The sequence below is a fragment of the Bisbaumannia salifodinae genome (assembly GCF_055388505.1).
In genome coordinates this window covers 457,870-482,132 of the sequence record NZ_AP043781.1, presented here as the reverse complement: position 1 = coordinate 482,132, position 24,263 = coordinate 457,870, and the positions used below count along the sequence as shown (strand labels likewise).

Annotated in this window: 23 protein-coding genes; 8 read left to right on the top strand and 15 right to left on the bottom strand. The window is 68.9% G+C overall.

All coding sequences use genetic code 11. The annotated features are described in order from the left end of the window. Positions 1 to 112 precede the first annotated feature (112 nt). Positions 113 to 3,778 (bottom strand): bifunctional proline dehydrogenase/L-glutamate gamma-semialdehyde dehydrogenase PutA, encoded by a 3,666-nt coding sequence (gene putA, locus ACZ5EF_RS02300; protein ID WP_346062667.1) that lies wholly within the window; start codon positions 3,776 to 3,778, stop codon positions 113 to 115. 115 nt (positions 3,779 to 3,893) lie between these two features. Continuing rightward, positions 3,894 to 4,043: a hypothetical protein gene (locus ACZ5EF_RS02295; RefSeq protein ID WP_346062668.1), complete on the bottom strand. Its 150-nt coding sequence runs from the start codon at positions 4,041 to 4,043 to the stop codon at positions 3,894 to 3,896. Positions 4,044 to 4,164: 121 nt separating this feature from the next. On the opposite strand from ACZ5EF_RS02295, the gene ACZ5EF_RS02290 reads away from it, so the two are divergent. Continuing rightward, complete coding sequence (locus tag ACZ5EF_RS02290; RefSeq protein ID WP_346062669.1) at positions 4,165 to 5,004, top strand: helix-turn-helix transcriptional regulator; 840 nt, start codon at positions 4,165 to 4,167, stop codon at positions 5,002 to 5,004. A gap of 97 nt (positions 5,005 to 5,101) precedes the next feature. Here ACZ5EF_RS02290 and ACZ5EF_RS02285 read toward each other — a convergent pair whose 3' ends face one another. The 5 genes from ACZ5EF_RS02285 to ACZ5EF_RS02265 all read right to left on the bottom strand — a co-directional run bounded on the left by ACZ5EF_RS02285 (position 5,102) and on the right by ACZ5EF_RS02265 (position 11,326). After that, entirely contained in the window at positions 5,102 to 6,364 is a 1,263-nt protein-coding gene (locus tag ACZ5EF_RS02285) for an NAD(P)/FAD-dependent oxidoreductase (protein WP_346062670.1), read from the bottom strand. Then, positions 6,361 to 7,827, bottom strand: coding sequence for a Na+/H+ antiporter NhaC (nhaC, locus tag ACZ5EF_RS02280; protein WP_346062671.1), 1,467 nt, complete (start codon positions 7,825 to 7,827; stop codon positions 6,361 to 6,363). The genes ACZ5EF_RS02285 and nhaC overlap by 4 nt, the downstream gene beginning before the upstream one ends. 85 nt (positions 7,828 to 7,912) lie before the next feature. Next, positions 7,913 to 8,875, bottom strand: coding sequence for a bifunctional Delta(1)-pyrroline-2-carboxylate/Delta(1)-piperideine-2-carboxylate reductase (gene lhpI / locus ACZ5EF_RS02275; protein WP_346062672.1), 963 nt, complete (start codon positions 8,873 to 8,875; stop codon positions 7,913 to 7,915). Between the two features lie 211 nt (positions 8,876 to 9,086). Then, entirely contained in the window at positions 9,087 to 10,574 is a 1,488-nt protein-coding gene (locus tag ACZ5EF_RS02270) for a sensor histidine kinase (RefSeq protein ID WP_346062673.1), read from the bottom strand. Further along, positions 10,571 to 11,326 (bottom strand): response regulator transcription factor, encoded by a 756-nt coding sequence (locus ACZ5EF_RS02265; RefSeq protein ID WP_346062674.1) that lies wholly within the window; start codon positions 11,324 to 11,326, stop codon positions 10,571 to 10,573. The genes ACZ5EF_RS02270 and ACZ5EF_RS02265 overlap by 4 nt, the downstream gene beginning before the upstream one ends. 208 nt (positions 11,327 to 11,534) lie before the next feature. Between ACZ5EF_RS02265 and ACZ5EF_RS02260 the strand changes: the two genes are divergently transcribed. From ACZ5EF_RS02260 to ACZ5EF_RS02250, 3 genes are all read left to right on the top strand, one after another. Beyond that, positions 11,535 to 11,822, top strand: coding sequence for a hypothetical protein (locus tag ACZ5EF_RS02260; protein WP_346062675.1), 288 nt, complete (start codon positions 11,535 to 11,537; stop codon positions 11,820 to 11,822). 93 nt (positions 11,823 to 11,915) lie between these two features. Then, complete coding sequence (locus ACZ5EF_RS02255; RefSeq protein ID WP_346062676.1) at positions 11,916 to 12,809, top strand: cytochrome b/b6 domain-containing protein; 894 nt, start codon at positions 11,916 to 11,918, stop codon at positions 12,807 to 12,809. Then, entirely contained in the window at positions 12,793 to 13,572 is a 780-nt protein-coding gene (locus ACZ5EF_RS02250) for a molybdopterin-binding protein (protein WP_346062677.1), read from the top strand. The genes ACZ5EF_RS02255 and ACZ5EF_RS02250 overlap by 17 nt, the downstream gene beginning before the upstream one ends. Here the strand turns inward: ACZ5EF_RS02250 and ACZ5EF_RS02245 are convergent. Further along, a complete protein-coding gene (locus ACZ5EF_RS02245; protein WP_346062678.1) occupies positions 13,569 to 15,464 on the bottom strand; it encodes an ABC transporter ATP-binding protein in 1,896 nt (631 codons plus the stop codon). The genes ACZ5EF_RS02250 and ACZ5EF_RS02245 overlap by 4 nt on opposite strands. A gap of 98 nt (positions 15,465 to 15,562) precedes the next feature. On the opposite strand from ACZ5EF_RS02245, the gene soxR reads away from it, so the two are divergent. After that, on the top strand, positions 15,563 to 16,012 hold the full coding sequence (gene soxR, locus ACZ5EF_RS02240; RefSeq protein ID WP_346062679.1) for a redox-sensitive transcriptional activator SoxR: 450 nt from the start codon (positions 15,563 to 15,565) through the stop codon (positions 16,010 to 16,012). A gap of 163 nt (positions 16,013 to 16,175) precedes the next feature. After that, on the top strand, positions 16,176 to 18,248 hold the full coding sequence (gene betT / locus ACZ5EF_RS02235) for a choline BCCT transporter BetT (RefSeq protein WP_346062680.1): 2,073 nt from the start codon (positions 16,176 to 16,178) through the stop codon (positions 18,246 to 18,248). Positions 18,249 to 18,258: 10 nt separating this feature from the next. On the opposite strand, the gene ACZ5EF_RS02230 is transcribed toward betT, so the two are convergent. Continuing rightward, on the bottom strand, positions 18,259 to 18,813 hold the full coding sequence (locus tag ACZ5EF_RS02230; protein WP_346062681.1) for a GNAT family N-acetyltransferase: 555 nt from the start codon (positions 18,811 to 18,813) through the stop codon (positions 18,259 to 18,261). 121 nt (positions 18,814 to 18,934) lie between these two features. On the opposite strand from ACZ5EF_RS02230, the gene ACZ5EF_RS02225 reads away from it, so the two are divergent. After that, complete coding sequence (locus tag ACZ5EF_RS02225; protein WP_346062682.1) at positions 18,935 to 19,342, top strand: YciI family protein; 408 nt, start codon at positions 18,935 to 18,937, stop codon at positions 19,340 to 19,342. A 66-nt stretch (positions 19,343 to 19,408) separates the two neighbouring features. Here ACZ5EF_RS02225 and ACZ5EF_RS02220 read toward each other — a convergent pair whose 3' ends face one another. Next, complete coding sequence (locus ACZ5EF_RS02220) at positions 19,409 to 19,765, bottom strand: META domain-containing protein (RefSeq protein WP_346062683.1); 357 nt, start codon at positions 19,763 to 19,765, stop codon at positions 19,409 to 19,411. Between the two features lie 215 nt (positions 19,766 to 19,980). Then, complete coding sequence (locus tag ACZ5EF_RS02215) at positions 19,981 to 20,838, bottom strand: bifunctional nuclease domain-containing protein (protein ID WP_346062684.1); 858 nt, start codon at positions 20,836 to 20,838, stop codon at positions 19,981 to 19,983. A gap of 181 nt (positions 20,839 to 21,019) precedes the next feature. Between ACZ5EF_RS02215 and ACZ5EF_RS02210 the strand changes: the two genes are divergently transcribed. Beyond that, complete coding sequence (locus ACZ5EF_RS02210; protein WP_346062685.1) at positions 21,020 to 21,745, top strand: YebC/PmpR family DNA-binding transcriptional regulator; 726 nt, start codon at positions 21,020 to 21,022, stop codon at positions 21,743 to 21,745. Between the two features lie 50 nt (positions 21,746 to 21,795). Here the strand turns inward: ACZ5EF_RS02210 and ACZ5EF_RS02205 are convergent, their stop codons facing one another. The 4 genes from ACZ5EF_RS02205 to ACZ5EF_RS02190 form a co-directional block, all read right to left on the bottom strand. Continuing rightward, positions 21,796 to 22,635: an alpha/beta hydrolase gene (locus ACZ5EF_RS02205; RefSeq protein ID WP_346062686.1), complete on the bottom strand. Its 840-nt coding sequence runs from the start codon at positions 22,633 to 22,635 to the stop codon at positions 21,796 to 21,798. 14 nt (positions 22,636 to 22,649) lie between these two features. Further along, positions 22,650 to 22,841 (bottom strand): tautomerase family protein, encoded by a 192-nt coding sequence (locus tag ACZ5EF_RS02200; RefSeq protein WP_346062687.1) that lies wholly within the window; start codon positions 22,839 to 22,841, stop codon positions 22,650 to 22,652. An 84-nt stretch (positions 22,842 to 22,925) separates the two neighbouring features. Continuing rightward, positions 22,926 to 23,672 (bottom strand): creatininase family protein, encoded by a 747-nt coding sequence (locus ACZ5EF_RS02195; RefSeq protein WP_346062688.1) that lies wholly within the window; start codon positions 23,670 to 23,672, stop codon positions 22,926 to 22,928. A 93-nt stretch (positions 23,673 to 23,765) separates the two neighbouring features. Beyond that, positions 23,766 to 24,143: an SPW repeat protein gene (locus tag ACZ5EF_RS02190; RefSeq protein ID WP_346062689.1), complete on the bottom strand. Its 378-nt coding sequence runs from the start codon at positions 24,141 to 24,143 to the stop codon at positions 23,766 to 23,768. Positions 24,144 to 24,263: the final 120 nt, after the last annotated feature.

Genomic DNA, 24,263 nt, shown 5'->3' with positions numbered 1-24,263 from the left:
GCAGCGGTGAGTCATGGCCTCACCTCATGTCAACTTTATCCCATGCTCGTACAGAATAATAAACGATAAGAGTCCGGAGCCGGGGCGACCGCCTCGGGCCGCCCCGGCTCGGTCACTCGGCCGTCGCCAGCAGGCTGGCGTTGCCGCCCGCGGCGGTGGTGTCGATGCACAGATGGCGTTCCAGTACATAGCGTTCCGGCGCGATGGCCTGGGTCTCGAGCGACACGATGGGGCCGTCGCGCTCGGCGAGTGCGAGGCGCAGTTCGCGGGTCCAGTCGCTGGCGCCGGCGGCGGCCACCGCCGCGATGCCCTGGACCGCGCTCAGCGTCTCGGCCGAGACGCTGCCGTCGAGCGCGGCGACGGGCGCCCCGGCCTCGATCAGCGGCCGCACGGACTGCTTCGCGTCTGGCGCGACGAGCACCGCCGCACAGCCCGCGCCGAGCGCCTGCGCCGCCTGGGCAAGGGCGATATCGAGGGTGGGCCCGAGGCAGAGTACCGGTCCCTTCGGATACATCGACAGGCGGTTGCTTTCCCCCGTCGGTCCCGGCAGCGTCTGCGGCGTCAGGTCCAGGGCCGCGGTCTCGTTGAGCGCCTTGCGGGTCAGGCCACTCTTGCCGGAGAGCGCCTTGCGCAGCACCTCGACCCGATCGGGTCGCGCCGCCCAGTTGCGTGCGTCAAGACCGTCGAGGGCCGACTGGAGATCGCCGAGGGTCACGGCCTCGCCCTGGGGCGCCTCGTGATGCTCGGCGGCGGCGGTGCGGCGGAAGCGGGTGACGTAGAGCGGGCCGCCGGCCTTGGGCCCGGTGCCCGAGAGGCCCTCGCCGCCGAAGGGCTGGGAGCCGACGATGGCGCCGATCTGGTTGCGGTTGACGTAGATATTGCCGACATGCACGCGCTCGACGATCTGCTGCACGCGGTCGTCGATGCGGGTGTGCAGGCCGAAGGTCAGGCCGTACCCCCGCTCATTGATCGCGTCGACCACCCTGTCGATGTCCCGTGCCTTGAAGGTGGCCAGATGCAGGATCGGGCCGAAGATCTCGCGCTCGAGATCCTCGATACCCCCCACCTCGACCACGGCCGGGGTGACGAAGGTGCCGACATCCGGCGCGGGCAGCGTCTTCAGCACCTTGCCAGCCTTTTTCTGCGCCGCCACATAGGCGCCGATGTCGGCCTGGGCCTCGGCGTCGATCACCGGCGAGACGTCGGTATCGGTGTTCCAGGGATCGCCGATGGTGAGGGCGTCCATGGCGCCGTCGAGCATCGTCAGCAGCCGCTCGCACGCCTCTTCCTGGACATACAGCATCCTCAGCGCCGAACAGCGCTGGCCGGCCGACTGGAAGGACGAGATCAGGATGTCGCGTACCGCCTGCTCGGTCAGTGCCGTGGAGTCCACGATCATGGCATTCAGCCCACCGGTCTCGGCGATCAGCACCGCATCCGGTCCGGCATTCTGCGCCAGGGCCTTGTGGATGATCTGCGCCACCTCCGTCGAGCCGGTGAAGCAGACACCGGCGATCCGCGGATCGCTGGTCAGCGGCCCGCCCACCGTCGGCCCGTCGCCGGGCAGCAATTGCAGCGCCGCCTCCGGCAGGCCGGCCTCGCGCATCAGTTCCACGGCACGGGCGGCGATCAGCGGCGTCTGCTCGGCGGGTTTGGCGAGCACCGCGTTGCCCGCCGCCAGCGCCGCGGCGATCTGACCGGTGAAGATGGCGAGCGGGAAGTTCCAGGGGCTGATGCAGACGAAGATGCCGCGGGGGCTGCCGGGCTCCTCCGCCTCCAGCCGCTCGCCCTCGTTGGCGTAGTAGCGCAGGAAATCCACCGCCTCACGCACCTCGGCGATGCCATCGAACATCATCTTGCCGGCCTCACGCGTGGCGATCACGGTCAGCTCGGCGATGTGCTCCTCGTAGAGGTCGGCGGTGCGGCGCAGCACCTCGGCGCGCTCGGCCACCGGGCGGGCCGACCAATCGCGGTAGCCCTCCTCGGCGGCGTCGAGGGCGGCCGCCACCTCGGCCGGAGTCGCCTCATGCACCTGGCCGACCAGGCGCGAGCCGTCGGCGGGAGACAGGGCATCGCGGGCCGGGCCCTGCGGTGCCGGGCTTCCCGCCAGCATGGGCGCGGCGGTCCAGGTGGCGTCGGCGAAGGCCTCACGGGCCGTCAGCAGCGGCAGGATCGAGGCGGGTTCGTTGATCCGGAAGCCGCGGGAGTTCTTGCGCTCGGGGGCGAAGAGCTCGCCGGGCAGGCGGATCGATGGGCTGGCGATGGCATCGCCCAGGCGCCGCATCTCGGCTACCGGGTCGCGTGCGACCTCGCTCGTGGGAATCGAGTCGTCCACCACCTGGTTGACGAACGAGGAGTTCGCCCCGTTCTCCAGCAGGCGGCGCACCAGATAGGCTAGCAGGTCACGATGCGCACCGACCGGTGCGTAGATACGGCATCGCGTGCCCTCGGTCTGCTTGACGATCTGATGCAGCGACTCACCCATGCCGTGCAGGCGCTGGAACTCGAAGCTGTCCTTGTCGTCGCCCGCCATGGCCACCACGGCGGCGCAGGTATGGGCGTTGTGGGTGGCGAACTGCGGATAGATGCGGTCGCGCCGGTCGAGCAGCAGCTGCGCGCAGGCCATGTAGCTGACATCGGTGTTGACCTTGCGGGTGAAGACCGGGAAGGTCTCGACGCCCATTTCCTGGGCCAGCTTGATCTCGGTGTCCCAGTAGGCGCCCTTCACCAGCCGCACCATGATCTTGCGGTCGAGCCGCTCGGCGAGGTCGTAGAGGGTCTCGATCACCGGCGCGGCGCGGCGCCCGTAGGCCTGCACCACGACCCCGAAGCCGTCCCAGCCGGCGAGACCGGGGTCGGAGAGCAGCGCCTCGATCACGTCGAGGGACAGGTCCAGCCGGTCCTGTTCCTCGGCGTCGATATTGAAGCCGATATTGGCCTTGGCCGCCTGCTTCGCCAGTTCCAGGGCGCGCGGCACGAGCTCGGCCATCACCGTGTCGCGGTGGGTGGTTTCGTAGCGCGGATGCAGCGCCGAGAGCTTCACCGAGATGCCGGGACTGGAACGCACGTCGCCCTTGGCCTGCTTGGCGATGGCGGCGATCGCCCTGGCATAGGCCTGGTGATAGCGCACCGCATCGGCGTCGGTACGCGCCGCCTCGCCCAGCATGTCGTAGGAATAGGTGTAGCCCTGCTTCTCGAGCTCGCGGGCCTGCTTCATGCCCTCCTCGATGGTCTGGCCGAGCACGAACTGGCGGCCGAGGACCTTCATCGACTGACCGACCGCGGTGCGCACCACCGGTTCGCCCATCCGGCGCACCAGGCCGCGCAGCGCCCGCACCGGGCCCTTGGGATCGTTGTCCAGCACCTTGCCGGTCAGCATCAGCGCCCAGGTCGAGGCGTTGACCATCGAGGAGGACGACTTGCCCAGGTGCGCGCCCCAGTCGGAGGGCTCGATCTTGTCGTGGATCAGGTCGTCGATGGTCTCGGCGTCGGGTACGCGCAGCAGCGCCTCGGCCAGACACATCAGGCCGACGCCCTCGGCGGTCGAGAGCCCATATTCGGCCAGGAACGCCTCCATCATCGAGGGCGAGGTCTCCTTGCGCACGCGTTCCACATAGTGGGCGCCGACCTCGGCCACCTTGCGGCGATCCTCCTCCGACAGCCTGATACGCTCGACCAGCCCACGCAACACCGTGGCCTCGTCGACCGCATAGTGGGCGCGGACGCGCGCCCGTGACTCGCTCAGGGTGTCATGGTGGCGCCTGGTTACGTCGCTCATAATCGATCTCCTTGCTACCCGAGACACGGTGTCGATGCGCCGGTTCGGAGGTTGTCGTTGTTGTCGAAGGCCATGTATGTAGCTTAGGCGTCCCGACTCGGATTGCGCCCACCGTCTACGCCGCCAGGGTGCCGACACCGAGTTCCGCGGTGGCCATGCCCATGCCCTGAAACAGGATGATCTCGCCCTTGGCGGTACCTCCGCCGACGCCACTCAGGGCCTCCCGGGGTAGCGCCGCGGTCGCTTGCCCGGCGTCGAGATTCATGCCAACCTCGTTTCAACGTTGCTGATACCCCCCAGTCTAGGCAGAGCCTCAACCGGACTCTTGACCCAGACTCCTGAGACGTTGCTCGAGACTCCGCACTCTTGCTGCCCGAGGAAACCCCATGTCCCAGACCCTGGCTCGCTGCAACCGCATTGCACGCCACTCGGGAGAGCATTGCCATTCCTATCCGCAACTGCTGCTGGGCTGGCGCGGCGTCCTGGACATTGAATTCAGCCCCGGCGGAGAGCATCTCGAGTTGGGCCAGGCGGCGATCCTGCCGCCCAGCGAGCGTCATCTTTTCCGGGGAAGCGACGACAGCTGCGAGATCCTGGTCATCGATCTCGACACCGATGACCCCTGCCTGGCCTCACTGGAGCAGAGCTGCACCCTGCAGCTGCGCGAGTCCCTGTTCGCGACGCCCAAGACTCTCAGCCTGCCGCCCACCTTGATCCCCATGGTGGAGCTGGCCACCCGCCAGTTGAAGGCGGACAAGTCCACGGCGCAGTCCGCCCTCCTCAACCACCAACTGGCGATCCTGTTCGTCAGCCAGCTCAGTGAGCTACTGGCGTTGGGGAGTACGCAGACCCGAGGCCAGGGGCGACTCTCCGCGACACTGCTCGATAGCCTGATCGACGAGCGCCTGACGACGCCCCCCGACAACCAGTTGCTGGCCGATGCCTGCCATCTCAGCCAGAGCCAACTCCACCTGCTCTGCCTGCGCGATTTCGGCGTCACCCCGCAGCAATATGTCATGAACCGTCGCTTGCTCTGGGCGCGTTTCTGGTTGCGCGAGACGCCGCGCCGGGTGAGTGAGATCGCCTTCGACCTGGGCTTCTCCGGGGTGTCGAGCTTTTCCCGGGCCTATCGGCGCAGGATGGGTTATTCACCGAGTGAGGAGCGCAAGAGCGCCATGGATCCGGGTGGGGTCAGCGCGACGCCCCTGCCTGGCCGGATTGCATAGGGTCGCCCGCACCCGCCAGCGAGAAAGAGCCAGCGAGAAAGAAGAGCAAGCGTCACGCCGGACCACGATGGAACGGGGCGGCTCGGCGTGGCCGCCTTCAGCGCTGGAAACGCGTCACCCGATAAGGCTCGAGGTCCAGCGCGGGGGGCTGCCCCCTCACCAGGGCGCCGACGAGTTCGGCGGTGATCGCCGCCTGGGTCAACCCCAGGTGCTGATGGCCGAAGGCGAAGTGCACCGCCGGGTAGTCCGGATGGGTATCGATCACCGGCAGGGAATCGGGCAGGGTCGGGCGGAAGCCCATCCACTCCTCGGCGCCCTCATCGAGGCCGCTGGGATCGCTCAGCAGCGCCTCGGCATGATGGCGCAGCGACGCATAGCGGCGCTCGACCGGCGGCAACGCCAGGCCACCGAGCTCGGTGAAACCGACCACCCGCAGGCCGCAACGCATCGGCGTCATCACGAAGCGTCGCTCCGCCGAGCCCACCGGTTGACGCAGCGCCTGGCCGCGCTGGGGCAGCGTGAGGTGATAGCCGCGCTCGGTCTCCAGCGGGATCGACAGGCCGAGCCCGGCGGCCAGCCGGTGGCTCCAGGCCCCCGCGGCGACCACCACCCGATCCGTGTTCCACGCCCCCGCATCGGTATGCAGCCGCACGCCTTCGCCACGCGGCTCGAGGCGCTCCACCGTCGTCTGGCGGATCACCCCGCCACGGGCCTCGAAGGCCGCGGCCAGGCGCCGCACCAGGGCATAGGGGTCGCGCACCTGATGGGCACCGGGGAAGTAGAGCCCGTGGCTCAGCTCCCCCGTCAGTCCCGGCTCGCGCCTGCGTAGCGCCGCCGCCTCGAGCCACTCCACCTCATATCCCCAGCGCCGCAGGTGGGTCATCTGCGCCTTGGCCGCCGCCCGGCCCCGCCCGGATTCCCAGACCAGCAGATACCCCGAGGCCAGCAACTCCTCCTCGGCGCCGATATCGCCCAGGCAGCGCCGCCAGGCGGCCACCGCCGCCCCGTTCAGGGCCGCCAGTGCCTGGCGCCCCTTGGCGACCCGGGCGGGACCGGCGGCGGCGATAAAGCGCATCAGCCAGGGTGCCAGCCGCGGCAGGTAACGCAGCGGCAGGGCCAGGGCCCCGTGGGGGTCGAGCCACAGCCGTGGCGCCTTGCGCAGGGTGGCCGGCGTCGACAAGGGATCGATCAGCTCGGTGGCCAGGAAGCCGGCGTTGCCGTAGGAGGCGCCCTCCCCCGGCCCCCGGGGATCGAGCACGCTGACCCTATGCCCCTGGCGTTGCAGGGCCAGCGCGGTGGTCATGCCGATGACACCCGCGCCGATCACCGCGATGCGATCCCCTCCTTCACCTCGGGTCATTCGCGTTCCTCCGCCGCGGGCATGGGCTGGGCATCGGCGGCCTCCTCGGGCTCGGCGCGCCGGGAGAACCAGCCGAGCTGGGCATAGAGGATGCCGATCACCGGCGACAGCCAGCAGGCGAAGGCCAGCGGGATATACAGCAGCTGGCTGAAGTCACCCGCGGCCACGCTCAGCCCCAGCGCGCCCATCACGAAGGCGCCGCCGGCGTTCCACGGCACCAGCGGCGAGACCAGGGTGCCGCCCTCCTCGATGGCCCGGGCCAGGTTCAGCCGCGAGTAGCCCATCTGGTCGTAGGCGGGCTTGTACATGCGCCCCGGCAGGGCGATGGACAGGTAGACGTCACCGGATACCACGTTGGTGGTGATGGAGGTCAGGATGGCGCTGGTCTGCAGCCCCCGGAAGCTCTTGAGACGCTTCATGATGGTCCCGACGATGGCTTCCAGGCAGCGGGTGCGCTCCAGGGCGCCGCCGAAGGCCAGGGCGAACATCATCAGGGTCACCACCCAGGTCATCGAGGTGACGCCGCCGCGGTTGAGCAGGCTATCCAGCGTCTCGCTGCCGGTGGCGATGGAATAGCCACCGTGGGCGAAGGTCAGGGCATCATGGAAGGACGCCCCCTGGGTCAGGATGGCGACGCCGCCGCCCAGCATCACCCCGGTGAACAGCGCGGGGATCGGCGCCACCTTGAAGAAGGCCAGGCCTATGACCACCACCAGCGGCAGCAGTTGCCAGACGCCCATCGCGAAGTTGTCGGCCAGCCCCTGCTTGATGACCTCGATGCGCTCGAGGGAATGCCCCACCCCGGCCTCGGCGCCGCCGACGACCCAGTAGATCGCCAGGGCGATCAGCATGGCGGGGACGGTGGTCGGCATCATGTAGCGGATATGCTCGAAGATATTGGTCTCGGTGACCGCCGGCGTCAGGTTGGTGGTATCGGACAGCGGCGAGATCTTGTCGCCGAAGAAGGCCCCGGAGACCACGGCCCCGGCGGTCCAGTAGATGGGCACGCCGAAGGCATCGCCGATACCGATCAGCGCCAGGCCCACGGTGCCGACGGTGGTCCAGGAGGAGCCGATGGACAGCGAGACCATCGAGCACATCAGCATGGCGGCGGCCAGGAACCAGCTCGGGTCGATCAGCTCGAGGCCCAGATAGATCAGCATCGGCACGGTGCCGCTGGCGAGCCAGGTGCCGACCAGCATGCCGACGATGATCAGGGTACCGATGGAGGGCATCGCCACGTGCAGCACCTTGAAGGCGCCGGCCTCGATGTCCTTCCAGCGATAGCCCTGCAGCCAGCCCACCAGGGCGGTGATGGCGAAGCCGATGGCCAGCGGAATATGCGGGGTGAAGTCGTCGTAGTAGAAGATCTGCACGCCGAGCAGCGCGATGGTCAGCACGATGGGAATCAAGGCCAACGGCAGGCTCGGCACGGGGATCTCGGGGACGGCGTCGTCTTTCATCTTGCGTAACACTCCCGGGCGGGGTATGCCCCACCCTGTTGTCATTGTGTCAGGAGTCGAGGAACTGAAGCGGTCCGCCCTCCGCTCAGGACGGCGTGGCGCAGCGCTCGTAGGCCAGGATGGCCGCCGCCAGGTCCTCCACCGAGGCGCCCACCGACTTGAACACCGTGATGGCCTGCTGGGGATCCTCGAGCGCGCTGCGGCCGGCATGGCGCTTGCCGCACAGGTCGGGGAAGTCGGCCAGGATGTCGGACACCTGGATGACACCCGACTTCAGCGGATCGATCAGGTCGCCGGTCTCGCTCATGGCACCCTCACGGGTATCGACGAAGACCGCTCCGCGGCGCATCACCGCGTCATCGGCCTCGCGCATAAAGGGCGTGAAGCTGCCGACCAGGTCCAGGTGCGTGCCGGGCGACAGCCACTCGCCCCGGATCAGCGGATCGCGACTCAGGGTGGCGCAACTGATGATATCGGCCCGGCCGGCGGCCTCGGCCAGGCCGTCCTCCGGCACCGCCTCGGCATCGAGCCCCTCGGCGCGGAACTCCTCCGCCAGGGCCTGGGCAGATTCCTCGCGGATGTCCCAGATGCGCACCCGCCGGATCGGCCGAATCGCCCGGTGCGCCGGAATCAGCCGACGGGCCATGCGCCCGGCGCCGACCATCAGCAGCTCGCTGGCATCCTCGCGGGCCAGGTAGCGAGCCGCCAGGGCGGAAGCGGCCGCCGTGCGCCGGGCGGTCAGCTCATTGGCCTCGAACTGGGCCAGGTGGTGGCCGGTCCGCGCGCAGCTCAGCAGGTAATGGCCGGTGAGGCCGGGCAGGCCCCGGGCACTGTTGCCGGGGAAGACGTTGACCTGCTTGACCCCGAGGTACTTGCCCTCGATCCAGGCCGGCATCAGCAGCAGGGTGGCGTCCGGGTCGCCGGGCACCTGGAGATGGTGATGATGGCGCACCGGCGAGTGCACCGTCTGGGTGAAGACGTCATCCAGGGCCTCCACGAGGGCAGACCAGGGCAGGGCCTGGATCACTTGATCGGCATCGAGGTACATGACGGTCTCCGACTGGTTGGGCGATAGCCCCAGTCTACGGCGGCGCCCCCGCCTCCCCTTGACCGAGGCTCCGCAATCGTTACCCCAGACTCCTTTCAGCCCACCGGGTAAGCTTCACCGGGGGCGGTGCCGTCCTGGTGCGCGACATCCACGACGGGCCGCCATCGGCCCGGATCGAGATGTCCGACGAGACGACTTGAACCGTTCCTCCTCAGGCGTAGGGCAGGATAACGCTGACCTCGGTGCCTTCACCCGGGGTGCTGTCGATCTTCCATGCCGCGCCGTGGCGCTCGCAGATCTCGCGCACGATCGACAGTCCCAGCCCCGAGCCGTCGCCCCTGACGAGGCTGGCCCGGGTGCGGTAGAAGCGCTGGGTCACCAGGGGCAGTTCGTCTTCGGCGATACCCACGCCGCCGTCGATGACCGCCAGCCGCACGCCCTCCGGCCGAGTGCCGGCTACGATGCGTACCCGGCCCCCGGCCGGCGTGGCACGCAGGGCATTGTCGATCAGGTTGGACAGCACCCGGTCGATCAGCCCCAGGTCGGCATCGACCCGGGGCAAGGCCGGGTCACAGTCCACCGTCAGCGAGACGCCGGCCTGGCGGGCCTGGTGCTGGAACTTGCCGACGATGTCGTGGGCCAGTTCGGCCAGCGAGAAGGGCTCGCGTCGCAGCGGCTTGTCGTAGGCATCCAGGCGTGCCAGGGTCGAGAGCTGCTGGGCCAGGCGGGTCAGGCGGTCGGTATTGTCGAGGATCGCCGTCAGCATCCGCCGGCGCTCCTCGTCGACGCTCTCCGCCCTCAGCAACTGTTCGGCATAGCCGCGCAGCGAGGTCAGCGGGGTGCGGAAGTCATGGGACAGGTTGGCGACCAGTTCCCGGCGCTGATGGTCGGTCTCCTGCAGTGCCCGGAGCTGGGCCTCGATGGTCCCGGCCATGTCGTTGAAGGCGCGGGCCAGGCGACCCAGCTCGTCGTCGCCGGGGGTGGCGATGCGCTGGCCATGGTCCCCGTCGGCGAAGCGCTGCACCGCCGCGGTCAAGCGCGAGAAGCGCCGGGTCAACAGTGCGAACCACACCAGGCCGAAGCCCCCGGACACCAGCAGCGCCATCAGGCCGGCGGCCACCAGGGTGCGGAGGATGGAACTGGTACGCACCATGGCCACCATCGAGGCATAGCTGGCGTTGTCCAGGTCGACATACAGATAACCCGGGGGGCCACCGGCGCCGTCCGGCTCGCCGAGGCGAAGGCGCGCCACGGAGAACACCCCGGGCTGCCGTCCGCAGGGCGACAGCGCCAGCACCGGCAGCATCGGCTCGTCGCCCAGCAGGGTCTCCAGCGCCTGGGGGTCCACCCGTCGTCCCAGGCCGCAGGCCGGCTCGGCGTAATCGGCGATCACCCGCCCCCCTTCGTCGAGCACATAGAGCGACAGCGAGGGGTTGATCGAGACGATATGCCGGGCCATGTCCCGGGCGGCGGGGCTATCGAGGCCCTGGCGCAGCGCCGGCTGCATGACTCGGGCGAGGTTGTCGGCGAGGTCGACCTCCAGGCGCTGCTGGAGCTCGCGACCGAGCTGGTCGAACTGGCTGATGGCGATCCAGGCGGTGGCCACGCAGAGCAGCAGCAGGCTGGTCAGGTAGACCAGCGCAATGCGCGCATAGAGGCTGCGGCCCAGCCGCCCGCAACGGCGCAGCAGGCCGCTCATGAGTCCTCGCCGGGGGCGGGCGGGGCCTGGCACTCCGGCGTCTCGGCGAAACGATAGCCCACCCCCCAGACGGTCTGGATGAAGCGCGGCCTGGCCGGGTCGGCCTCAATCTTGTTGCGCAGGCGGTTGATATGGGTGTTCACGGTGTGGTCGTAGCCGTCGAATTCCTCGCCCCAGACGTGATCGAGCAGCTCGCCGCGGCTGAAGCTGCGTCCGGGATGACGAGCGAACAGCGAGAGCAGCGCGAATTCCTTGCCGGTGAGCTGGATCGGCCGGTCATCGAGGAGGACCCGGTGCCGGTCGGTATCGATGACCAGGGGGCCGCAGACCAGCGGCGGCGTGGCGACGATGCCGTCGTCGTTGGGCACCTGGCGCTGGCCACGGCGCAACAGGGCCTGGATCCGCGCCAGCAGGATCGGCATGGCGAAGGGCTTGGTGACATAGTCGTCGGCCCCGATCTCGAGCCCCACCACCACGTCGCGGATCGCCGCCTTGGCGGTGACCATCAGCACCGGCGTCTGGTTGTCCTGCCGGCGCAGGCGGCGGCACACCTCCAGGCCGTCGACCCCGGGCAGCATCAGGTCCAGCGTCACCAGATCATAGCGAACGCCCGCGGCCTCGGCGCCGAGCAGCGCCAGGGCCGCCTCGCCGTCGCGCACCCAGTCGCAGGCATAGCCCGCCGTCGCCAACGACTCGGTGAGCAGCTTGCCGATCTCGGGATTGTCCTCGACACAGAGGATTCGATAGCTCATCGCCAGACTCCTGCCTAGGCCGCTCTTCTCACCCTGACACCCTAACGGGCGGCCCGCTGGGCTGCATCACGAAACCCTCTCGAAACTATCACGAAACCCGATCGCCCACGTGACGCTTCCGTGAGGAATCGCCCCCGGCGCCCGGCTAGCCTAGCCCTTGCCGATCGGCAATCCGCCGGCGGCCGATTCCCGAACGGAGGATCCGACGATGCACACGCTTAAAACCCTTGAGCCCAAGCCCTTCAAGACCGCCCTGTTCGCCGCCCTGCTCGGTGGTGCCCTGCTGCTGCCGGGCGTCGCCCTGGCGGACGCCCCCATGGCCGGCGACGAGATGATGGAGGAGAGCACCATGATGGAAGAGGGCGCCATGCACGAGGAGGGCGACGCCATGATGGAGGAAGATTCCATGATGGAGGAAGACGACGCCATGCATGAGGAGGGCGACGCCATGATGGAGGAAGACGACGCCATGATGGAAAGCGACGACGCCATGTGAGGCTCGGCCCCGTCGGTCGGTGCCTCTCGCCTGAGCACTTCGCGCAAGGCTTATGTGAAGGGCATCGGCCGACCTCTCCCCGGGAGGTGATTCATGCGATTCCCGACCGTCTTCACCCGGCCCGCCACCCGCGATGGCGACCCGGCGCCGACCGTTATCCGGCGGCATACGCGCTTTACGCGCCTCTGGCACTGGGTGAACGTCATTTGCCTGATCGTACTGCTGATGAGCGGCCTGCAGATCTTCAATGCCCACCCGGCGCTGTACTGGGGCAAGGACTCGAGTTTCGACGCCCCGGCCCTGTCGATCCGAGCCATACGCAACGAGGAGGGCGAATGGCGCGGCATCACCCAACTCGGCGGCTACCGCTTCGACACCACCGGGGTGCTGGGCATCTCCGGTCCCGTCGACGCCCGCGAGCGACGCGCCTTCCCGGCCTGGGCCACCCTGCCCGGTCCGCGCTGGCTGTCGGCGGGACGCCAGTGGCACTTCCTGGCCGGCTGGCTCTTCGCGCCCCTGCTGATCGCCTATCTGCTCTACTTGGTGATCGGCGGCCACCTGCGCCGGCACCTGCTGCCACGCCGTGACGAGTGGCGACGCCTCGGCCAGACCCTGGGCGAGCACCTGCGGCTACGCTTCCCCACTGGCGAGGAAGCCCGTCACTACAACCTGCTGCAGAAACTGGCCTACCTGCTGGTGCTGTTCGTCATTCTCCCGCTGGTGGTGCTCACCGGCCTGACCATGTCGCCGACCCTGGATGCCGCCTGGCCCTGGCTGCTGGATGTCTTCGGCGGTCGCCAGAGCGCGCGCACCCTGCACTTCCTGTGCGCCCTGGCCCTGGTCGGGTTCTTCCTGATCCATGTCGCCCTGGTGCTGGTCTCCGGCGTCGTCAACAACCTGCGCTCGATGATCACCGGGCGCTACGTGCTTCCCCCCGATTCTATCCCCGACCCCAGCGAGGAGGCTCGCGATGAACAGGACACCTAGACCGACCGATCTCCGCCGCCGCCGCTTCCTGACCCGCGCGGCCCTGGCCGGCGGCACCCTGCTGCTGGCCGGCTGCGACCGGCTGACGCGCAGCGACGCCATGCGCCAGGTGTTCGACACCGGCAGCGCCCTGACCCAGGGCGTCCAGCGCCTGCTGGCGTCCCGCCAGGCCCTGGCCCGGGAGTACTCACCCGCCGATATCGCCCCGACCTTTCGCGCCAACGGCACCACCAACCCCGACGACGCGACGTACCGGCGCCTGGCGGCCGATGGCTTCCGTGACTGGCGCCTGACCATCGACGGCCTGGTCGAGACGCCCCTCTCCCTGTCGCTGGCCGAGCTCAAGGCCATGCCGTCGCGGACCCAGATCACCCGACACGACTGCGTCGAGGGCTGGAGCTGCATCGGCCAGTGGACGGGGGTGGTGCTCGGCGACCTGCTCGCCCGGGCGGGCGTCCGCGACGAGGCACGCTTCGTGGTCTTTCATTGCGCGGACCGCTACCGCGGCGGCGATCCCTACTACGAGAGCCTGGACATGCTCGAGGCCTATCACCCGCAGACGCTGCTGGCCTACGACCTGAACGGCGCCGACCTGCCCATCGCCAACGGCGCCCCGCTGCGGCTGCGGGCGGAACGCCAGCTCGGCTACAAGATGGCCAAGTACGTGATGCGCGTCGAGCTGGTGGAGAGCTTCGCCTCCCTCGGCCGTGGCCGAGGGGGGTACTGGGAGGATCGTGGCTATCAATGGTGGGCCGGCATCTAGGTCTCGGCCTGTGCCGTGGCCCCTGCCGCCGGCTCGGCCGCCTCGCCATTGATATCCAGCCCCAGGAAGCCGCCGGACTGGCGCCGCCACAGGGCGGCGTAGAGGCCATCCCGGGCCAGCAGTTCCTGGTGGGTGCCGGTCTCGACGATGCGCCCCTCGTCGATCACCACCAGGCGGTCGAGCATGGCGATGGTGGAGAGCCGGTGGGCGATGGCGATCACCGTCTTGCCCTCCATCAGCGTGTAGAGCTGCTCCTGGATCGCCGCCTCCACCTCGGAATCCAGCGCCGAGGTGGCCTCGTCGAGCACCAGGATGGGCGCGTTCTTGAGCAGCACCCGGGCGATGGCGATGCGCTGGCGCTGGCCACCGGAGAGCTTGACGCCCCGCTCGCCGACATGGGCATCCAGGCCGCGGCGCCCCTTGAGGTCCACCAGCTCATCGATAAAGGCGTCGGCATGGGCGCGGCGCACCGCTTCCTCGATCGCCGCCTCGCTGGCCTCGGGACTGCCGTAGCGGATATTGTCGCGCACCGAGCGATGCAGCAGCGAGGTGTCCTGGGTGACCATGCCGATTCGCTGGCGCAGCGACTCCTGGGTGACCGCAGCGATGTCCTGACCGTCGATCAGGATGCGTCCGCCCTCCAGGTCGTAGAAGCGCAGCAGCAGGTTGGCCAGCGTCGACTTGCCGGCCCCGGAGCGACCGATCAGCCCCACCTTCTCGCCGGGGGCGATGCTCAGGTCGAGGCCGTCGAAGACCCGTACCCCCTCGCCATCGGGACGCGCATAACCGAAGCGCAACGCCTCGAAACGGATCTCGCCGCGCGGCACCTCGAGCTCGGTGGCCCCGGGCGCGTCCTTGACCGCCGGCTCCCGGGCGATGGTATTGATGCCGTCCTGCACCGTGCCGATGTTCTCGAACAGCCCGGCCACCTCCCAGAGGATCCAGTTGGACATGAAGCGGATACGCATCACCAGGGCGATGGCCACGGCGATGATGCCCAGCGACACCGCCTCCAGGTACCAGGCGCCGATGGCCATGACCCCGACCCCGGCCAGCAGCAGGGAGTTGAGCAGGGTCAGGCTCACGGTGAGCCCGGTGGCCAGGCGCATCTGGCGATGCACGGTGGCCATGAAGCCCTCCATGGCGTCGCGGGCATAGGCCTGCTCGCGACGGGTGTCGGCGAACAGCTTGATGGTCTGGATGTTGCTGTAGCTGTCGACGATGCGGCCGGTCATCACCGCCCGGGCATCGGCCTGGGCCATGGACACCGCCCGCAGCCGCGGCACGAAGATCCACATGATGGCGATATAGCCGACCAACCAGAGCACCAGCGGCAGCATCAGCCAGGGCTCGGCCTGACCCATCAGCAGCATGGCGCCGGCGAAGTAGACGAGCACATAGACCATCAGGTCCATCAGCTTCATCACCGTCTCGCGGATCGCCAGGGCCGTCTGCATCACCTTCTGGGAGACCCGGCCGGCGAACTCGTCCTGATAGAAGGCCAGGCTCTGCCCCAGCATATGGCGATGGGCCAGCCAGCGGCCGATCATCGGGTAGTTGCCGAAGATGCCCTGGTGAGTCACCAGGGCTTGCAGCAGGGTCAGCAGCGGCAGGCCCACCACCACCAGCGCCGCCATGCCGGCCAGGCGCCAGCCGTAGTCGGCGAAGAAGCCCTCGCGTTCGGCGTCGGCCAGCCAGTCCACCAGCTCGCCCATATAGCCGAAGAAGATCACTTCGGCGGCGGAGACCAGGGCGGTGAACAACGACATGGCGAGCAGCAGGGGCAGCACCGGCCGCGAAAAGTGCAGGATAAAGGCGAAGAGCCCGCGGGGAGGCGTGCCGGCCTCCTCCGGGGGATAGGGATTCACCAGGGTCTCGAAGTAGCGAAACATGGCAGCAGTCCGGTTGCGTTAACGATCCCGGGCCCGACTTGCCCGGGGTTGGCTGGCAGGGTAAAACCTCCAGTTAAGTTGAGGTCAAGGAGAATGTCATGTCACCTCCCCTGCAGCGCGAGCTCAGCGTCGGCGAAGTCGCCCGCCGCAGTGGCCTGGCGGTTTCGGCGATCCATTTCTACGAGGCCAAGGGCCTGATCGCGAGCCGTCGCAACGCCGGCAACCAGCGTCGCTTCGGCCGCGAGGTGCTGCGCCGCCTGGCCATCATCAAGGTCGCCCAGCGCACCGGCATCTCGCTCGGCGAGATCCGTGAAGCCTTCGACACCCTGCCCGCCTCCCGTGCTCCCAATGCCGCCGACTGGCAGCGCCTCTCGGCGAGCTGGCGGGAGAGCCTGGACGAACGCATCCGCTGCCTCACCCAGTTGCGCGACCAGCTCGACCACTGCATCGGCTGCGGCTGCCTGTCGCTGGCGGAGTGCCCGCTGCGCAACCCGGAGGACGAGTTGGGCGACGAAGGCTGTGGTGCCCGCCTGCTGGCCCCCGACTGACCGCCGGGCAGCCTCGCGATCGGCCCCAAGCGTCTATGCTCAGTCTGACGAAAGCATGGCAGGCGCCGCGGCCGGCGATTCCCGTCGGCCGGGTGCTGCGCCCCATTCGCCAGGATGGTCGGGGGCCGACCCGAACCGTCAGGCATGCCACAAGGAGTCCGACATGGCCGATCGCGCCCCCGACCCACTCTCTCCCCGGCAGGATCGTATCAACCCGGTGGTCTTCTACGGCTCGGCCATCGGGATCCTGGTCTTCGCCCTCTGGGCGATGGCCTTCACCGAGGCGGCCAATACGGTGATCTATGCCGTCCTGGCCTGGATCTCGGACAGCTTCGGCTGGTTCTATTTCATCGCCGTGGTGGCCTACCTGGTGTTCGTCATCGCCATCGGTCTGTCACGCTTCGGCAAGCTGCGCCTGGGGCCGGCCCACTCGACGCCGGACTTCAATATCGTCACCTGGGCGGCCATGCTGTTCTCCGCCGGCATCGGCATCGACCTGCTGTTCTTCTGCATCGCCGAGCCGGTGACCCAGTTCCTGGCCCCCCCGGAGGGCGACCCCGCCACGGTGGCGGCGGCCCGCCATGCCATGGAGCTCACCTTCCTGCACTGGGGGCTCTCCGGCTGGGGCATCTACACCCTGGTGGGCATGTCCCTGGCCTTCTTCAGCTACCGCCACGGCCTGCCGCTGACCATTCGCTCGGCCCTCTACCCCATCTTCGGCAAGCGCATCCGTGGCCCCATCGGCCATGGCGTGGATATCGCCGCGGTGCTGGGCACGGTGTTCGGCATCGCCACCAGCCTGGGCATCGGCATCATCCAGCTCAACTTCGGCCTCAACTATATGTTCGGCGTTCCCGAGAGCACCCTGACCCAGGCGAGCCTGGCGATCCTGATCGTGGTCTTCTCGGCCATCTCGGCGGTGACCGGGGTGGACAAGGGCATCCGTCGGCTCTCCGAGTTCAATATGCTGCTGGCGCTGCTGCTGATGCTGTTTATCCTCTTCAGCGGCCAGACCCTGTTCCTGCTCAATGCCCTGGTCATGAACGTGGGCGACTACCTCTCCAACTTTATCGCCCTCTCCTTCAACACCTACGCCTTCGACCCGCCCCGCGACTGGCTCAACGCCTGGACGGTGTTCTTCTGGGCCTGGTGGATCGCCTGGGGGCCCTTCGTCGGCCTCTTCCTGGCACGCATCTCCCGGGGCCGCACCATCCGCCAGTTCGTCGCCGGCACCCTGATCCTGCCGCTGACCTTTATGATGGCGTGGATGTCGATCATGGGGAACAGCGCCATCGAGCTGGTGATGGCGGGCACCGCCAGCGTCGCCGACTTCGGCGAACAGGCCATGAACAACCCCGGCTCGGCCATCTATCTCTTCCTGCAGAGCTACCCCTGGGTGGCCCTGACCACCGGGGTGGCCACCGTGCTGGCCATCGTCTTCTTCGTCACCTCCGGCGACTCCGGCTCCCTGGTGCTCTCCAACCTCACCTCGATACTCAGCGACCCCAATCACGATGCCCCCTCCTGGATGCGCATCCTGTGGGCGGCGATCATCGGCCTGCTGACCCTGGCGCTATTGATGGCCGGGGGCCTCGGCGCCCTGCAGGGCGCCGTGGTGGTCATGGGGCTGCCCTTCGCCTTCGTGCTCTTCTTGATGATGCTGGGTCTGTTCAAGGCCCTCAAGGTGGAGGGCCTCAAGGAGGACAGCCTGCGCGGCAGCATGGCCGGCCACCTCTCGGGGCGCCTGCTCGACGAAGCAGGAGGCAAGCGGCATTGGCGCCAGCGCCTGAGCCGGGCGCTGAGCTTCCCCAACCACGCCCGGGCCAGCCGCTTCCTCGCCGAGGTGGGCCGCCCCGCCATGGAGGCGATCCGCGACGAGCTCACCGAGAAGGGCTTCCCGGTGGAGATCGTCGAGGGCAGCGGCGACGAGGAGCACCTGGCCCTCAACGTGGCCCTCGGCGGCGAGCCGGACTTCACCTACCAGATCTGGCCCCATCGCAGCGCCATGCCGGCCTTCTCGATTCGTGACAGCCGCGCCGGCACCCACTACTACCGCCTGCAGGTGCATATCGGCGAGGGTGGCCAGGGCTATGACGTCTATGGCTACTCCCGGGAGCAGCTGATCGCCGATATCCTCGACCAGTACGAGCGCCACCTGTTCTTCCTGCATACCCAGCGGGAACTCCCGGGGGGCGACGCCGCCATGCCCGACGACCCGACCACGGCGGGACGCTGAGCCGGCGCGTCTAACGCAGCGATAGCCGCATGGCCACCCGCTCGCGGAGTCCCAGGCGCGCCTCGGCGGCCAGGCGCTCCGCCAGCGCCGGGCCACAGGCCCCGGGCACCAGCGCCTGGAACCCCAGCCGGGCATAGAAGGGCGCGTTCCAGGGCAGGCTGGCGAAGGTGGTCAAGGCCAGGGCCGCATACCCCGCGGTCCGGGCCCACTGCGCCACCCGGGCCACCAGGGCCCGGCCCAGCCCCAGGCACTGGTGGGCGGGGTGCACGTCGAGCTCGATCAGGAAGGCTTCACCGTCGCAGGTACCGGCCACGGCGAAGCCCACCGGCAGGCCCGCCGGCGATAGCGCCACCCAGAGCCGTCCCTCGTTCCAGGCCTCGCGCAGCACCGCCAACGGCACCACCCCAGCGCGCTGGGCGGGGGGAATCAAACGGCCGGGAAACTGCCGCGCCGCGGCGCGCTCGACCCCGGCGAGCCGCGGCAGGTCGGCCTCCCGGGCCAGTTGGATGCGGTATCCCGCCGCCTTCCAGGGAGGCGGCGGGTCTGACGCGTGCTGATGCTCCATGGCGTGGCCCCGGTTGCTGACTGACCCTCTATCCTACTGCGGGTGTCGATACCGCGCCCTCTCCCCCGACCCTGAGAGGCGCCCCCAGGGGCCCGAGCCATTCCTATCGAGGAGAGATTCCATGCGCTTCATGATTCTGGTCAAGGCCACCGCGGACACCGAGGCCGGCGCCATGCCGGAAGAGACGATGGTCGCCGCCATGGCCGACTACCACGAGCAACTGGCCGCCGCCGGCGCCCTGCTCGACGCCTCCGGCCTGCAGCCCAGCACCACGGGCTGGCGGGTCCACTACCGGGACGGCGAGCCGCTGATCACCGATGGCCCCTTCGCCGAGGCCAAGGAGCTGATCGCCGGCTACACCCTGATCCAGGTGGACTCCCGGGAGGCGGCCCTCGACTGGGTGCGTCGCTTCCCCAATCCCGGCGGCCCCGGCGGCGAGGCCGAAATCGAGGTGCGCCAGCTGTTCGAGTTGGAGGACTTCGCTCCCGGCGAGGCGATCCAGCGCTTCCGTCGGCTGGGCACGCTCTGATGCCAGAACGACGACGCCCGCCTCCGGCTGGCCGGAGGCGGGCGTCGGGCCGGCCAGGACGGGAAATCAGTAGAGATGCACCGCCTCGAAGTGGGCCAGGGGCTCGCCCTTGGCGCCCGTCAGGATCAGCTGCTGGCCATCGACCTCCCAACCGGTCACCCTCTCCAGGGTCTCGAGGAAGGCCTGCTCGGTGTCCATGCCGGCCATGCAGGCCATCATGGTGGTCGCCGGCCGCTCGAAGCGCAGCGCCTGGCCGTCCAGGCGATAGCCGCCCATCAGGCGGTTGCAGCCGGTGGAGCCGGCCAGCCGCTGCTCCTCCTTATGCAGCACCAGATGCGCCTCGCGCTGATTATCCACCGCCGCCACCGGCGTCTCGCCGAGCCGGGTCAGTTTCCAGTAGGTATTGACCAGGGGCTCGTCCACGGAAGACTCCATCGCAGCACAACCCGCCATAAGAACGGAAAAAGCCAGCATCAATGCCAGTGAAACCATCCTTTTCATATTCTTTTCTCCTACCTAAGTCGTGATGACTCCTTTCAGACCCCTAAACAGCGATAAGTTCCCCGCCCCGGCACGGCCTACCCTCTGGGAAAGTGCTTCGGTATCGGCGGCTGCGGGATCGACTAGGCTTACAAGCCTTATAAGCGGATACCGGGGGTAGGCGCCTCCGGCGGCATCCTGGGCAGCGCCGGCTCCGGCACCGCGGTGGAGAGCGACAGCTCGTGGGCCTCGCCGTCCTGCCAGTAGCCCAGTTGCGCCTCCTCCCCCGGCGGGGTATCGCGGACCAGCTCCAGGAAGCGCAGCGGGGTGATGGGCGTCTCGCCGTTCACCGACAACAGCAGGGCCCCGGGGGCCAGGCCCGCCGCCTCGGCATCGCCGCTGACCCCGGTGATCAGCACGCCCTCGTCGTCCGGCAGGCGCAGGGCATCGCGCAGGTCATCGCTGAGCGGGGTCACGGTGATGCCCAGGGCGGAGACCACCTGCTCCTCGATGCCCTGGTAATCGATCGCCTGGGCCGCCTCCAGGACCTGGGGCGAGACGCGGATGGCGGCGCCGGCCTGCAGGCCCAGGGCGATGGCGTCGCTGGCGCGGCTATCGATGCGCAGCGGCGCCTTGGCATCGCCCACCCGCAGTTCCAGCATGCCCAGGAAGACCCCGTCGACGATGGCATCCACATAGACCCGCTCCAGGCGCACCTCGAGGCCGGCCAGCACATCGCCGAGCAGCTCGTGGGTCAGGGGCCGTCGGGGGCGTTCGCCGTACAGCCCCCGCAGGATGGCATCGGCTTCCACGCTGCCGATAAAGATGGGAATCACCGCCCGGGCGCCGGGCTCACGCAGCAGCACCACCGGCACCCCCGGGCCGGCCAGGCCCACGGTGGCCACCTCCACCTCGACCATCGCCTCGGGCGCCACCGCCAGCTCCCGGGCCTGGGTGGGCAGCGATGACAGCAGCAGGAACAGCGCGGCGCAGAACCAATGACCGAGTCGTGACATGGCACGCCCCTTTCGCCCGGAGGCGGGTCGTGGAAAGGTTTCTTCAGGATGGCAGCGAACCCCTGGCACCGCGAATGGGCCTGGCCAGTGGCACGCGCCCCCGCACCGGAAATAAGCTTGTTACCGCTTTCCGTTGTTCAGTAAGATTCCTGCCATCGTTTTTTATCCGGTGAGAACAGCAATGGGCAGAGCCTTCCAGAATCGCAAGGAATCCATGGCCAAGACGGCCGCCGCCAAGACCAAGGTGTACAGCAAGTACGGTCGCGAGATCTATGTCTGCGCCAAGTCCGGCGGCGTGGATCCCAACGGCAACCTGGCGCTGCGCGGCCTGATCGAACGGGCCAAGAAGGATCAGGTGCCCAGCCACGTGATCGACAAGGCCCTCGACAAGGCCAGCGGCGTGGGCGGCGAGGACTACTCCCCGGCGCGCTACGAGGGCTTCGGCCCCGGCAACGCGATGGTCATCGTCGACTGCCTGACCGACAACCCCAACCGTACCTTCGGCGACGTGCGCGCCTGCTTCACCAAGACCAAGAGCAAGATCGGCACCCCCGGCAGCGTCAGCCATATGTTCGACCACTGCGCCATCCTGGCCTATGCCGGCGATGACGAGGAGGCGGCCCTGGAGGCGCTGATGGAGGCCGATGTCGATGTCACCGACATCGAGAACGAAAACGGCCAGATCACCGTCTTCGCCCCCCATACCGAATACGCCAAGGCCAAGCAGGCCCTGCTGGGCGCCTTCGGCGAGCTCGACTTCGAGGTCGACGAGATCCAGTTCGTGCCCCAGACCACCGCCCCCATCGAGGGCGACGACGTGGCCATGTTCGAGAAATTCCTCGATATGCTCAACGACCTGGACGACGTCCAGAACGTCTTCCATAACGCCGAGCTGCCCGAGGCCTGAGCTTCCTACCGCCGCCCTCGAGGCGGCGGTGGCGTTTCAGGGCGAGTCCATCAGGGAGCCGTCAGGCCGGCCCCGTCGAGGAAGGCATCGATCCCCGCCGAATACTCCGGCTCGCTGTCGAGAAAGCCCGTGTTATGGCCGCCGCGCATCACCAGCAGCGCCTTGGGCTCGCCGGCGGCGGCATGCACCGCCTCGCCCTCGGCGAAGGGGATGATCTCGTCGTCGCGGCTATGGATCACCAGCAGCGGCGCGGCGATATCGGCCACCCGCCCCGCCACCTCGTACTCCAGCCGCGCCAGCCAGCGCACCGGCAGGAAGGGGTAGAGGCGCTGCCCCAGGGCCGGCACCGAGCGGAAGGGCGACTCCAGGATCACCGCCCCCGGCGGCGTGCCCGCCTCGCTCAGGGCCACCCCCAGCTCGGTGGCCACCGCCGCCCCCAGGGAACGACCAAACAGCACCACTCGCCCGGGCGCCTCGCCCCGCGCCATCAGCCACTGCCAGGCGGCCCGGGCGTCCAGCGCCGTGCCCGCCTCCGAGGGCCGGCCCTCGCTCTTGCCATAGCCCCGGTAATCGAGGATCAGCACCGACAGCCCCAGGGCATGGAACTGCGCCAGGGAGGCCAGGCGGTGGGAGATATTGCCGGCATTGCCGTGGAAGAACAGCAGGGTGCCCCGCGCCGCCGGCGCAGGCGCCGGCAACCACCAGGCATCCAGGGTCAGGCCATCCTCGGTGGTCAGGGCCACCGACTCGAAGGGCAGCCCCCGGTCGGCGGGGGTGGCGATGGCCTCGCGCCCCAGGTGCGGCAGGTAGAGCAGCCGCGCCTGGAAGGCCCAGGCCAGCGCCACCACCAGGGCGTAGGCGGCGAGCAGGACGACGGCGAGGCGCAGCATGGGGCGGCCTCTCGTCACTCCGGCTTGCGGTCGCAGCCCATCACGCCGCCCTTGGCCCAGTCCTCGCCATCCACCTCGCTGAAGAACACCTGCACCGACGCCTCCTCGGCGCCATAGACCTCGGCGAAGGCCTGGGTGATGCGCCGCGCCAGCTCGCGCTTCTGCTCGAGGGGGCGGGGGAACTGCTGAATGGTCACGATGGGCATGGGTAGGGCTCCGGAAAATCGCCAGGGAAAGACAAGGCGAGCCTAGCACAGCCCCGGGCCGGCCTCCGAGGCGCCTTCGGCGGCTCACTCCTCGTCGATCAGGCCCTGCCAGGCCTCCCAGGCGTCCGCCACCCCCGCCTCCAGGAAGCGGGCGCCGTGCTCGCGGCGGGCCAGGGACGGGTCCGAGCCCATGCGGCCGTCCGGGAAGCGCCGCCGGAAGGTCTCGGCGTCGCATTCGGCGCTGCCCAGGGGGGCGATCCGCGGCGTCATGGTCGCCGACTTCTCCACCCCGGCGACATACCAGGAGAGGGCGACCTCCGAGGCCGTGGCGTGGTAGCCCTCGGCGTCGCCATAGAGTTCGGCGGCCAGTTCCCGCACCCGCCGCCCCAGGAACCAGTTGAACAGGGCCGGCTGCGGCGCACCGGTCGCCGGCGCCGCCGCCAGGCTGCGGGTGGCATGCACCTCGGCGAAGGCCGCCTTGAGGGTGGCGATATTGCCGCCGTGGCCATTGAGGAAGAGCACCCGGGTGAAGCCGTGGCGGGCCAGGGAGTCGAGGGTATCGCGCAGCAACGCGATCAGGGTGCTGGGCCTCAGGCTAAGGGTGCCGGGGAAGGCCAGGTGGTGCTGGGCCATGCCCAGGCTCAGGGTCGGTCCGATCAGGATATCGTGACGCTCCCCCAGCGCCCAGGCGATCGCCTCGGGGCAGAGGGCATCGGTGCCGATCAGGCCATTGGGGCCATGCTGCTCGGTGGAGCCGATGGGCACGACGATCCCCGTCGAGCGCTCCAGGTAGGCCTCCACCTCCGGCCAGGTCGAAAGTTGCAGGCGCATGTTCCCTCCTCGGCGGCGTTCGTGTCCCTCCCACTATAGGCCCTGACACGACGAGGGGGCCCGCAGGCCCCCTCGTCTCCCGCCCGTTTCGCTTCAGGCGGCCTTCTTGCCATGGTGGGTCAGCGCGAACAGCGACCAGCCGGCATCGACGCCGACCAGCAGGCCCATGACGACGCTGTTCCACATCGCCAGGGTCACGCCGGCATAGCCGAGCAGGAAGGGCGCGGCAATCAGCGCCATCCCCAGGGCGAAGAGGATCCACTCCTCCCAGACCTGGGTCTTGCGCAGCACGGCCACGGCGAACACGATCACCGCCACGCCGAGCAGCACCGGGGCCCACATCACCATCCCGGCACCGGCCGCCGCATGGCCGAAAGCGAAGGGCGAAGCCACCAGCCAGACGCCGAACAGCAGCATCAGCCAGTCGCGCCAGTGCATCTTGATCTGCTGAGACTTCAACATCTCGATCATCTCGACACCTCCCCAACCGTTGGACGGTTGATACCCAGCAGGCCCCGGTAAAACAGAGGCCCCCAATGGAAAGACCCGCCGGTTTTCAAGAGGTTCCATGGTTCGGCACGAGCCATTGCA